Origin of the sequence: Bradyrhizobium murdochi, assembly GCF_000472965.1 — a bacterium.
In the GTDB taxonomy this organism is placed as follows: Bacteria; Pseudomonadota; Alphaproteobacteria; order Rhizobiales; family Xanthobacteraceae; genus Bradyrhizobium; species Bradyrhizobium murdochi.
Genome location: NZ_AXAU01000002.1, coordinates 362,087 through 374,584 on the forward strand (window position 1 = coordinate 362,087; position 12,498 = coordinate 374,584).

Genomic DNA, 12,498 nt, shown 5'->3' on the forward strand with positions numbered 1-12,498 from the left:
CACACTGACATTGCCTTCTATGGTATTGTCACGGCAGGGAGATTCGCGCCCGGCCAACAGAGATTTGTGTTCATGAAACTCACGCGCCTCCGCCTCCACGGTTTCAAGTCGTTCGTCGAACCCACTGATTTCATGATCGAACCCGGCCTCACCGGCGTGGTCGGACCGAATGGCTGCGGCAAGTCGAACCTGGTCGAAGCCTTGCGCTGGGCGATGGGCGAAACTTCGCACAAATCGCTGCGCGCCGCCGACATGGATGCGGTGATCTTTGCCGGTTCCGGCAACCGTCCGGCGCGCAACCACGCCGAAGTGACGATGACGATCGACAATGCCGATCGCACGGCGCCGGCCGCCGTCAATGACAGCCAGGTGCTGGAAATCTCCCGCCGCATCGAGCGCGAGGCAGGTTCGGTCTATCGCATCAACGGCCGCGACGTCCGCGCCCGCGACGTGCAGATCCTGTTTGCCGACGCCGCCACCGGCGCGCGGTCGCCGGCGCTGGTCCACCAGGGCAAGATCGGCGAGATCATTCAGGCCAAGCCCGAGCAGCGCCGCCGCGTGCTGGAAGACGCCGCCGGCGTCGCCGGCCTCCACGCCCGCCGTCACGAAGCCGAGCTGCGGCTGAGGGCTGCCGAAACCAACCTCACCCGCGTCGAGGACGTGATCGGACAGTTGTCCGGCCAGATGGAAGGGTTGAAGAAGCAGGCCCGCCAAGCCATTCGCTTCCGCGAAGTTGCGGCCAAGGTGCGCAAGGCCGAGGCCACGCTGTTCCACCTGCGCTGGCTCGAGGCCAATGCCGACGTCGCGGAAGCCGCGCATACGCACGACGTCAACGTGCGCGAGATGGCGGAGCGTACCCGCGAGCAGGCCGAAGCGGCGCGAATCCAGGCGATCCGCGCTTCCGAATTGCCGGCCTTGCGCGAAGGCGAAGCCCGCGCCGCGGCGGGACTGCAGCGCCTCACCAACGCCCGCGAGCAGCTCGACCGCGAGGAAGAGCGCGCCAAGGAGCGCGTCGCCGAGCTCGACCGGCGGCTGAATCAGTTCGCCGCCGACATCGCACGCGAACAGCAGCAGACCTCCGATGCCGAAATCGCGCTGCAGCGCCTCGACACCGAGGACGCCGAGCTGAAGGAAGAGATCAAGTCACGCGTCGAAAAGCGTTCTGGCGTCGACGAGCGCGTGTCGGAAGCGGAAGCGACACTGGCCGCGGCCGAGCGCATGTTCGGCGAACTGACCACGGCGCTCGCCGACCTCACGGCCAAGCGCAACCAGTTAGAGGCCGGCGTGCGCACCCATCGCGACCGGCTGGCCCGGCTCGACCAGGAAATTGCCAGCGTTGCGGCCGATGAGCAGAAGCTCAGCGACGAGACCGGCAATCTCGGCGACCTCGACGCGCTCGCCGCCGCCATGGAGACCGCGCAGGAAACGCTGGCCGTATCCGAAGCGGCAGCGCAAGCCAGCGAGACCGGCCACATCGCCGCACGGCAGAAGCTCGAAGCTTCCCGCGCCCCGCTCACCGAGGCCGAAAAGCGCGTGCAGCGGCTCGAGACCGAAGCGCGCACGATTTCAAAGCTGGTCAATGTCGAGACCAAGAATCTGTGGCCGCCGATCATCGACGGCGTCACCGTCGCCAAGGGCTATGAGAAAGCGCTCGGCGCCGTCCTCGGCGACGATCTCGACGCGCCCGTCGATCCCTCCGCGCCGATGCGCTGGACCAATGCCGGTGCAAGCTTCGACGATCCGGCCCTGCCTGATGGCGTGGATGCGTTGGCCGCCCACGTCGAGGCGCCGGCCGAACTGGCGCGCCGTCTCGCGCAAATCGGCGTCGTGCCAAAGGAGCGCGGCGCGGAGTTCGTTTCGCAATTGAAGACCGGCCAGCGGTTGGTCTCACTGGAAGGCGACGTCTGGCGCTGGGACGGCTTTGTCGCCGCCGCGCATGCGCCGACCGGTGCCGCTCGGCGTTTGGCCGAACGCGCCCGCCTGGTCGACATCGAACACGAGCTGGAACAGGCCCGCGCCGATGCCGCTGCCAAGCGGCAGGCCCTGGAAGACGCCGAGGCGGAACTGAAGGCGGCATCCGCCGCCGAAACCGCCGCCCGCGAGGCCTGGCGGGCCGCGCAGCGCGAAGCCGATGCGGCGCGCGAACGCCATGCCGCGACCGAGCGCGAGATCAATCGCCATGCCGCGCGCAAATCCGCGCTGACCGAAGCCCATACCCGTCTTGCCGCCGACCGCAGCGAGGCTGAGGCCGCGCATGAGAGCGCCACTGCCGCGCTGACCGAACTGCCGCCGACGGATGAGACGGAAGCGAAACTGAGCGCCGTTCGCACCGAGATCGACGGACACCGCCGCTTTGCCGCGCAGGTGCGGGCCGAAGCCCAGGCGCTGGCGCGCGAAGCTGAATTGGCCGACAAGCGCGTGCAGGCGATCACGGCCGAACGCACCGAATGGCAGAACCGCAAGCAAAGCTCGGCCTCACAGGTCGCCACCGTCGAAGCGCGCATCACCGAAGTAACGGCCGAGCGGGCCGAGCTTGAAAATGCACCGGCCGTGTTTGCCGAAAAGCGCCGCGCGCTGATCAACGAAATCGAATCCGCCGAAGGCGGCCGCCGCATCGCCGCCGACGCATTGGCCGCCGCCGAAAGCCTGATGGCGGAGACCGATCGCGCGGCCAAGGCGTCGCTGGAAGCGCTCTCCTCTTCCCGCGAGGCCTGCGCCCGCGCCGAGGAACGCATGGAGGGCACCAAGCGCCGGCTTTCCGACATCGAGCGAGAGATCCACGACATGCTCGAAGTCGAGCCGCATGCGGTAGCGGCGCTCGCCGAGATCGGGCCCGGCGCGGAATTGCCGCCGCTTTCCGAAATCGAGGAAAGCCTCGAAAAGCTGCGCCGCGACCGCGAGCGCCTTGGCGCCGTCAATCTGCGCGCCGAGGAAGAATTGCGCGAGGTCGAGACCCAGCACACGGCGCTAACCACCGAACGCGACGATCTGGTCGAAGCCATCAAGCGGCTGCGCCAAGGCATCCAGAGCCTCAACAAGGAAGCCCGCGAGCGGCTGCTGACCTCGTTCGAGACCGTCAACGAGCACTTCAAGCGGCTGTTCGTCGAACTGTTCGGCGGCGGCGAAGCGGCGCTTCACCTGATTGAGAGCGACGATCCGCTGGAAGCCGGCCTCGAAATCATCGCAAAACCGCCCGGCAAGAAGCCGCAGACGCTGTCGCTGCTTTCGGGCGGCGAGCAGGCGCTGACGGCGCTGGCACTGATCTTCGCAGTGTTCCTCACCAACCCGTCGCCGATCTGCGTGCTGGACGAAGTCGACGCGCCGCTCGACGACCACAATGTGGAGCGGTTCTGCAACCTGCTGCACGAAATGACCTCGTCGACGGAAACCCGCTTCATCATCATCACGCACAATCCGATCACGATGGCGCGGATGAACCGGCTGTTCGGCGTCACCATGGCCGAACGCGGCGTGTCACAACTGGTCTCGGTCGGCCTCGACGACGCCGTGAAGATCCTCGACCAAAACGTGGCGTGAGATTACGCTTTCGTCACCCCAACCGATGATGTCATCATCCGCGAAGGCGGATGATCCAGCGCTGTCCATGATTGTCACAGCCGCCTCGGCGTACTGGATGCCCGCCTTCGCGAGCATGACAAAGAGATGACCTCACCCGACCTCCCCGCTGAACTGAAAGCCGCGCTCGACGGCAAGCTGCGGGGCTTTTCGCGCAGCGACGCCGCGGGCCGCGCAGCCGCCATCTCGAAGAACTACCGTGAAGGCGGCGGCTCCACGACCATCCGCTCAGAGACGGACGCGCTCGCCTATGCGCTGGCGCGGATGCCTGCAACCTATGCCGCAGTCACGGCCAGCCTGAAGGCACTCGTCGAGAACAGACCTGACTTCGCTCCAAAGAGACTGCTCGACGTCGGCGCCGGGCCGGGCACGGCCGCATGGGCAGCTGCCGAAGCATTCCCGTCGCTAAGAGATTTCACGCTGCTGGACGCCAACGCGGCGTTGCGCACGCTGGCGCTGGATCTGGCGCACGACAGCACCCGGCTGCGCGGCATCGGCTACCAGCTCGGCGAGGCCCGCGCCGCGCTGGCCAAAGCGGATACGGCAGACCTCGTCGTAGCGAGCTACATGATCGGCGAGATCGGCGAAGCGGCGCAACGCGCGCTCGCCGAACTATTGTGGCAGAAGACCCACGACACGCTGCTCGTGGTCGAACCCGGCACTCCGGCGGGCTATGCCCGGATCATCGCGCTCCGCGCCCACTTGATCGGCCTGGACGCGCACGTCGCTGCCCCCTGCCCGCACGACAGCCAATGCCCGCTTCAAGCACCAGACTGGTGCCATTTCACCCAGCGCCTGCAGCGCTCACGCGCGCACAAGCAGATCAAGGGCGCGGAGCTGCCATACGAGGACGAGAAATTCTCCTATGTCGCGTTGACACGCGCGGCGGTGGAACAGCGCCCGTCGCGGGTACTGGCGCAACCAATCGTCACCAAGGTCGAGGTAACGGCCAAGCTGTGCACGCCGGAAGGTCTCAGCTTCACGAGAGTGCCCCGCCGTGCCAAGGCCGAGTATGCCAGCGCCCGGCGCTGGCGGTGGGGCGATGCGGTGAAGGACGAAAGCTGATCTGGACATCGGTCTCCGTGCCCCGGATGCTGCGCCGCGCGCCGCACTCGCGGCGTGGTGCGCTGCTGATCCGGAGCCCATCTCTCCGGCGGCGATGGGTCCCGGCTCTGCGGTACACCGTCGAGAGACTCTGCACCGCGTCCGGGACACGAGCGAATGAACTTATCCCGCCCCACTTCCGACTAACGCCATGCCCCACCTTCCGGGCGGGCTGCCGCACGCCCCGGTTTTCGTCTAGGTTCGCTGTCTTTCGCCCCATTTAGGAGTTCTCCGTCATGTCGACCGGCTGGATCGTTCTCGGCGTCATCGTCATTATCGTGCTGTTTGCGTTCGCTGCGTATAACCGCCTGGTCGCGCTCAGCCAGCGCGTCGGCCAGGCCTTTGCCGACATCGACGTCCAGCTCAAGCAGCGCCACGACCTGATCCCGAACCTGGTCGAGACCGTGAAGGGCTACGCCTCGCACGAGCGCGGCACGCTCGACGACGTCATCAAGGCCCGCAATTCCGCGATGTCGGCGCAAGGGCCGGCGCAGGTATCGGCGGCGGAGAACCAGTTGAGCGGCGCGCTCGGCCGGCTGATCGCGCTGTCGGAGGCCTATCCGGACCTCAAGGCCAACGCGAATTTCCAGCAGCTTGCCAGCGAACTCTCCGACCTCGAAAACAAGATCGCGGCCAGCCGCCGCTTCTTCAACAACGCCGTCCAGGAATACAACACCGGCATTCAGCAGCTTCCGGCGGCGCTGTTTGCCGGCATGTTCGGCTTCACCCGCAAGGAATTCTTCGATCTCGGCACCAGCCGCACCGAAGTCGAGACGGTGCCGAGCGTGAAGTTCTAAATATGGCGTTCCACCACGACCGTCATTCCGGGGCACGCCAACGGCGTGAACTCAGGTGCGCAATTGCGTACCTTAGAATCTCGAGAAGTTTGCGTGCGATGAGATTCCGGGTTCGCCGCTTCGCGGCGCCCCGGAATGACGCGTGGTAACGCATCATGGCCGCGTATGGTCTCTACACGCATATCGCATCGAACAAGTTTCGTTCGATGCTGCTGCTCGCCGGCCTGTTTCTGCTGATCTACGTGCTGGTCTTTGCCGGCGCGCTGGTTGCGGAAGTGGTGCTCAATAGCGATGCTTCACTCAATTACTATCTGACGCGCGCCTCGCGAGACCTGATCGCAGCCTTCCCCTATGCGACAATCATCGCCGCCTTGTGGATCGTGATCGCCTATTTCTTCCACCAGAACATGATCGACGCCGTGACCGGCGGCGAGAGCGTAACGCGGCAGCAGCAGCCGCGGCTCTATAATCTGCTGGAAAACCTCTGCATCTCGCGCGGCATCACGATGCCGAAGCTAAAGGTGATGGACAGCCCGGCGCTGAACGCCTTCGCCACCGGGCTCAACCAGCGGCAATATTCCATCACGGTGACCTCGGGCCTTCTGCAGGCGCTCAACGACCAGGAGATCGAGGCCGTGCTCGGCCACGAGCTCACGCACATCCGCAACGGCGACGTGCAGTTGATGGTGATCGCCATGATCATCGCCGGCGTGGTCGGCTTCTTCGGCGAACTGTTCTTTCGAACGTTTACCAACCTGTCGTGGAACTCCACCGGCAGCGATTGGTCGTCCTCGTCATCTTCCTCATCGTCCTCCTCCTCTTCGTCGTCCGACCGCGGCAAGGGCGGCGGCGCCGTCATGGCGATCATTATCGCGGTCGTGCTGATCCTGCTGGCCTGGCTGTTGTCGCAAGTCATCAAGCTGGCGCTGTCGCGGTCGCGCGAACTATTGGCCGACGCCGGTTCGGTCGAACTGACCAAGAACCCCGACGCCATGATCACGGCGCTGCGCAAGATCGAAAATCGCGGCGAGCTGCCCGGCGCGACGTCTGCTGTGATGGAGCTCTGTGTCGACAATCCGCGCGAAGGGTTTGCCGACCTGTTTGCGACCCATCCGTCGGTCGACAGGCGCGTCAAGGCGCTGGTGCAGTTTGCCGGTGGCCGCGATCCCGGCCCGCTCGCCCTCCCGTCGGATACGGCGGATGAACCCGAATCGGAGGAATCGGCCACGGAGCAACTCCAACCGCCGGTTCCCCGCGGCCCGTGGAGCGACGCCAGCGAGCCCGCCGGCGTTCCGGGCGCCCGCTCCGGCCCCCTGGACGGCCCTTGGGGCCCGCATCGCTAAACAGCGCCCGCCGACGCGCGGGATTAACGAATTCCGTGCGGAATAATGGCGACGGCCGTCTAATGAATTGAATTCTCCCTTGTTTCTGCCATGTTCGCGCCCAAAGCAGGGTTGGGGCAAGCCGGCCGCTCCCGCGGTCGGAACTGCTGTTCAAGGGAATTCCATGGCAAAGCCAGTCGTGATTGTGGTGGGCGCGGACAAGGGCGGGGTCGGCAAGACGACCGTGTCGCGGACGCTCCTGGACTATTTTAGCGCCAATAACGTGCCGACCCGGGCATTCGATACCGAATCGCCGCGCGGCACCCTGAAGCGCTTCCACCCTGACATCACCGAGATCGTCGACATGACGACGACATCGGATCAGATGAAGATCTTCGATACGCTGAGTGCCGGGCCTTCGGTGACCGTGATCGACGTCCGCGCCGGACTGCTGTCGCCAGCACTGGCTTCGCTGCGTGACATCGGCTTTCTCGATGCCGCAAAGGCCGGGCAGATCACCTTTGCCGTATTCCATATACTGGGCCCCTCGATCGCCTCGCTGGACGAAATCGCCGAGACCGCGAACTTCATGCAGGGCGCCAAATATTTCCTGGTCAAGAACTTCATCAACGACACCCAGTTCTTCCAGTGGGATCAGTCGACCTACAACTCCTACTTTCACCGCATCAAGGACGCCACCGACCTCACGATCCCCAAACTCAATGAGATGGCCTATGAGCAGGTCGAGGTTTCCTCGGTGCCGTTCCTCAAATTCGTCGCCAACAAGGGCAAGGACGACGAGGCCGCGAACTATTCGTTCGTGCTGCGCGGCTATGTCCGGCACTGGCTCGCAAACGTCTGGAGCGAGTTCGACCGCATCAAGTTGACCGATCTCGTCGGTGCCAAGCCTGGCGTGCGCGGCGGCGAAAAATAGTCGGATAGCCGCCGCGGCGGGGCTGGATTAGGCGGAAAATTCCTTTGATATAGCGGGTGATGAGCTCCACGCCTGTCTACATCATCTGCTCGCCCCGGCCGCTGGTCGGCAAGACGCTGCTCGCGCGCCTGTTGAGCGAGTTCCTGCTGCTGAAGGATGGGACGGTATCTTCCTTCGACATCAACCTGAAGGAACCATCGCTGCTCGAATATCTGCCGCGCATCACCGAGACGGCCGACGTGATGGACACCTACGGCAAGATGCAGCTCATGGACCGCCTGATCGTCAACGACGGCGTCGCCAAGGTGATCGACCTCGGCTTTCATGCGTTCGACGAGTTCTTCAAGATGATCAACGAGATCGGATTCCTGAAGGAGGCCGCACGGCGTGGCGTGGCGCCGATCATCCTGTTCGTGGCGGATACCGACCGCGTTTCAGCGCGCGCTTATTCGACGTTACGGGAGCAGATCCCGCTGAAAGCGCTGATCACGGTCGACAACGAGTATGTGGTGCGTGGCGAACTGCCCGAGGCGATGGGCTTGGGGCGGGTGCTGCGCATATCGGCGCTGCCCTCGTTCCTGAAAACCTATATCGACCGGCTGACCTTTTCCTTCACTAACTACCTGCGCAACGAGCGGGACTCGTCGACCGAGCTGCATCAGTGGATCCGCAGGAACTACACCGGTTTTCGCGAGCTCGAGTTCAGCCTGCTCCCGCAGCGGCCGTGACGAAGCCAGATATTACCCGGGTAATATTTACACTGGGCGGACAGCCTGTTAGCTAGTACCTCCTCTAATGCCCCTCGAAAGCCATCAGCGTGCGCACCGGCACTTCCATCGCGCGCAGCTTGGCGGCGCCGCCTAGATCGGGCAGATCGATAATGAAGCAGGCCGCGACCACGTTGGCGCCGATCTGGCGCAGCAATTTCACCGCGCCTTCCGCGGTGCCGCCGGTGGCGATGAGATCGTCGACCAGGATGACGCGCTCGCCGGGATGGATCGCGTCGGCATGCATTTCCATCTCATCAAGGCCGTATTCCAGCGAATAGGCGATCCGCACGGTGGTGTGCGGCAGCTTGCCTTTTTTCCGGATCGGCACGAAGCCTGCGGAAACCTGATGCGCCACCGCGCCACCGAGGATGAAGCCCCTCGCCTCGATGCCGGCGACCTTGTCGATCTTCAATCCAGCCCACGGTTGCACCAACTCGTCGACGGCGCGGCGAAAGGCGCGCGCGTCCGCCAGCAGGGTCGTGATGTCGCGAAACAGGATGCCCTTTTTCGGGTAGTCCGGAATGGTGCGGACGGTGGCCTTGATGTCGTGATCGAATGTCATCGGTATCTCGCAATCCTCAAGTGACGGGCGCATTCAGACGAAAGGCATTCTCGACGATACGCAGTCCCACCTCGCCGCCGAGCGACATCAGCGACTCCGGGTGAAACTGCACGCCGCCGACCGGCAAGGTCTTGTGCTCGATCGCCATCGCGACGCCGTCCTCGGTGGTCGCGGTGACCTCGAGAACATCGGGCACGGTGTCGCGCTCGACATAGAGCGAATGATAGCGGCCGATCACGATCTGATTCGGCAGGTTCTGCATCAGCCGTCCGCCGCGCACCTGAACCCGCGACGGCCGTCCATGCGCCGGCTGAGTGAGCTGACCGAGCTGGCCGCCAAAATACTCGCCGATCGCCTGCACGCCGAGGCAGACACCGAAGATCGGCAGTTTTCGGTCCAGCGCCGTTCCAATGGTCTTCGAGATTCCAAAATCCTCCGGACGACCCGGGCCCGGCGACAAGACCAGGAGATCCCAGCCCTTCCGCTTCAGCATCTCCTGTGCATGCACGTGCCGGACCACGGTTACGCTTGCGCCGACCTGCCGGAAATAATCCGCCAGCATATGAACAAAACTGTCGTCGTGGTCGATCAAGAGCACCTTGCGGCCCGAGCCGGTCGCGTCGGGCGCAAAGGTCGACAGCGGCTTCGGCGCGTCGCCCCGCAGTGCCTGGAACAGCGCAGCCGCCTTCACCTGGCACTCGCGATCTTCCGCGGCCGGATCGGAATCGAACAGGCAAGTGGCGCCGACGCGCACTTCGGCCAGCCCATCCTTCATGCGGATGGTACGGATGGTCAGCCCGGTGTTGATGCTGCCGTCGAAATTCACGGCGCCGATGGCGCCGGCATACCAGCGCCGCGACGAACGCTCATTGTCCTCGACGAACTGCATGGCCCACAATTTCGGCGCACCGGTCACGGTAACCGCCCAGGCGTGCGTCAGGAAGGCATCCAGCGCATCGAAGCCCGGGCGCAGCATGCCTTCGACGTGGTCCACGGTGTGGAACAGCTTCGAATAGGTTTCGATCTGCCGCCGCGCCAGCACCTTGATCGTGCCGGGGATGCAGACGCGCGCCTTGTCGTTGCGGTCAACGTCGGTGCACATGTTGAGCTCGAACTCGTCCTTTTCCGAGTTCAGCAATTGCCTGATTTGCTCGGCATCGCCGATCGCATCGACGCCGCGCGCAATCGTGCCCGAAATCGGGCAGGTCTCGACCCGGCGGCCGTCGGAGCGCACGAACATTTCCGGCGAGGCCGACACCAAAAATTCGCCGTCTCCGAGATTCATCAGCGCGCCATAGGGCGACGGGTTGATGCGGCACAGCCGCTGGAACACCTCCGCCGGCGAACGCTCGCAGGGCTCGGCGAAGAGTTGCCCCGGCACCGCCTCGAACAGGTCGCCGCGCGCGAACGCCGCACGCGCGACCTCGACCGTTGCCTGATATTCGCCGGGCGCATGATCGGCAAATCCCTGCCGCGGTGTTTTGGCGTAAACGCTCTCGTCGGTGTCGCGCGGCAGGCCCTGGGTGGACCTTCCCTTCCAGGAGAAATCGTAGCTCAACACCACGCCACGGCCGGTGGCACGGTCGTAGGCCAGAAGGCGATCCGGCACGTAGAGCACGATATCGCGCTGGTCAGCCTCCCGCGCCCGCTTCTGCACGAGGTCCTCGATCTGGAACACGAGGTCGTAGGCGAAGGCGCCGAACAGGCCGAGCAGCGGATCGTCGTTTGCGGTGAAGGCGGCGACGAGATCGCGCACCAGCGACATCACGCTGGCACGGCGGGTGCGCTGGTCTTCCTCGACCGGCGCGGCGCCGCGGATGATGTGGCCGGCCAATCGCCGCTCGCTCCGCTCCGAAATGACGACGCAGGGCTCGCGCAACACATCGCCGAGGAAGGCGATCAGCACCTCACCGCGCGCGTTCAGCGCTTGGAGCGAGAAATTCGAGCCGGCCGTTTCCAGCACCAGCGGTGGATCGGCAAAGCCGAGGTCAAAGCTTTCGTAACGTCCCGGCACCGTGGTGCCGGAGGACAGCACCACGCCACGGCGGCGATCGAGCAGCTCGATCAGGTCGTCAAGGCGCTTGGCGTTGCCGGTGAACTGCTCGACGGCGCGCAAAATCGCCAGACCGCCGCTGGTCCGGTATTCGCTGTGCTCCGGCAGGGAGAAGGCTGTCCTGTTCATGTGATCCTCTTACGAAACCTCGGGAGGGCGCGCCACACAGGACAAACGAAGGAACCGTCGCACTGCGATGGCGACCTTCGACGATTGAAAAAATGAAATCGCACCGGCCACCTCTTAGGAGGTGCGCCACCAGAGACGGCAGGGGGCAACAACAGTGCTCATGGGAACCTAATCACCATCCGGCGGAGGCGATGTCAAGGGAGGGATGGGCCAGGAAGCCCGCCCCAGACCCAACTTTGGGTGGTTAGCGGTCAGATGTGTCGCCCAACAAACCGCGTCGTCCCTGCGTTTCGCAGGGACGACAGTTGGGTTTGCGGCGCTACTCCCGATAACACCCGCTCTCGATCTCCTCGATCAGTCCCCGCGCCTTCGGCTGCCAACCAAGCTCCTGTCGCGCGCGTTTTGCCCGCACCCTGCTGTTCGACGCCATCGTGTCCTCGGCCGTGCCCTCGCCCCATTCGGCGGCGGCTTCGGCCATCGACATCGCCGTCGGCGGCCCTGCAAAACCCAGCATGCGGTTGATGGCCTCGCACGCTTCATGCATCGAATTCTCGCCGTTCTCGGCGAAATAGAAGCTGCCTGTCGGCGCCTTCTCGATGGCAAGCGCGTAGAGCGTCACGAGATCGTCGATATGCACGTTCGACCAGATGTTCTCGCCGGGCCCGGCATGTGCGGCGTTGCCGCGCTTTTTTGCGAGATTGATCAGCAACGGCACCTGCACGCTGTCTCGCCCAGCGCCAAGGCCTCTGCCATAGATCAGGCTCGGACAGATGATCACCGGCCGACATTCGTTATCGCGATGGGACAGAATGAACTCGTTCAGCGCGACCCGCGCTGCGCGCGCGGGCGATGGCGTAATCGGCGTGTCTTCGTCGAAGGTCGCATCCGATCGCTGGCCCTTGGCGCGGGTGCCCACGATGCTCGATCCCGATGTGTGGATGAACGGCTTGCCGCTTCCGGCGAGTGCGCCGAGCAGGCTTTCGACCGCGCCTCTGTGATCCGCGCTCGCCGCATTGACGACAATTTCGGCGGCCTGCGCGGCTTGCGCCAGGATTTCCCTGTCGTCGAGCGTTCCAAGCAAGGGCTGGACGCCTCGCGCGCGAACCGCTTCGGCTTTTTCAGGCGAGCGAACCAATCCGGTCACCTGATGTCCGGCGGCAATGAGATGAGCCGCAACCGAACCGCCGATATAGCCCGATGCACCCGTGCAGAAGATTTTCATGCGCGGCCAACCCTTCGCCGAGATGCGCT

The 12,498-nt window shown here is 64.6% G+C and carries 9 protein-coding genes; 6 read left to right on the plus strand and 3 right to left on the minus strand.

Annotation, left to right across the window (positions count from 1 at the left end; translation table 11 throughout):
- Positions 1-72: 72 nt before the first annotated feature.
- From smc to YUO_RS0109155, 6 genes are all read left to right on the plus strand, one after another.
- Entirely contained in the window at positions 73-3,537 is a 3,465-nt protein-coding gene (smc, locus tag YUO_RS0109130; protein WP_028346964.1) for a chromosome segregation protein SMC, read from the plus strand.
- Positions 3,538-3,663: 126 nt separating this feature from the next.
- Positions 3,664-4,641: a small ribosomal subunit Rsm22 family protein gene (locus YUO_RS0109135; RefSeq protein WP_028346965.1), complete on the plus strand. Its 978-nt coding sequence runs from the start codon at positions 3,664-3,666 to the stop codon at positions 4,639-4,641.
- Between the two features lie 275 nt (positions 4,642-4,916).
- Complete coding sequence (locus YUO_RS0109140; RefSeq protein WP_028346966.1) at positions 4,917-5,477, plus strand: LemA family protein; 561 nt, start codon at positions 4,917-4,919, stop codon at positions 5,475-5,477.
- A 155-nt stretch (positions 5,478-5,632) separates the two neighbouring features.
- Positions 5,633-6,820, plus strand: coding sequence for a M48 family metalloprotease (locus tag YUO_RS0109145; protein WP_028346967.1), 1,188 nt, complete (start codon positions 5,633-5,635; stop codon positions 6,818-6,820).
- A 163-nt stretch (positions 6,821-6,983) separates the two neighbouring features.
- Positions 6,984-7,733 carry a P-loop NTPase family protein gene (locus tag YUO_RS0109150; RefSeq protein WP_028346968.1) on the plus strand — a complete coding sequence of 250 codons (750 nt, stop codon included), beginning with the start codon at positions 6,984-6,986 and terminating at the stop codon, positions 7,731-7,733.
- Between the two features lie 59 nt (positions 7,734-7,792).
- Positions 7,793-8,461: a P-loop NTPase family protein gene (locus YUO_RS0109155; RefSeq protein WP_028346969.1), complete on the plus strand. Its 669-nt coding sequence runs from the start codon at positions 7,793-7,795 to the stop codon at positions 8,459-8,461.
- A 64-nt stretch (positions 8,462-8,525) separates the two neighbouring features.
- Here YUO_RS0109155 and YUO_RS0109160 read toward each other — a convergent pair whose 3' ends face one another.
- The 3 genes from YUO_RS0109160 to YUO_RS0109170 all read right to left on the minus strand — a co-directional run bounded on the left by YUO_RS0109160 (position 8,526) and on the right by YUO_RS0109170 (position 12,469).
- A complete protein-coding gene (locus YUO_RS0109160) occupies positions 8,526-9,065 on the minus strand; it encodes an adenine phosphoribosyltransferase (protein ID WP_028346970.1) in 540 nt (179 codons plus the stop codon).
- A gap of 16 nt (positions 9,066-9,081) precedes the next feature.
- Complete coding sequence (locus YUO_RS0109165) at positions 9,082-11,247, minus strand: anthranilate synthase component I (protein WP_028346971.1); 2,166 nt, start codon at positions 11,245-11,247, stop codon at positions 9,082-9,084.
- A gap of 319 nt (positions 11,248-11,566) precedes the next feature.
- Positions 11,567-12,469: an NAD-dependent epimerase/dehydratase family protein gene (locus YUO_RS0109170; RefSeq protein WP_028346972.1), complete on the minus strand. Its 903-nt coding sequence runs from the start codon at positions 12,467-12,469 to the stop codon at positions 11,567-11,569.
- Between the last annotated feature and the right edge of the window lie 29 nt (positions 12,470-12,498).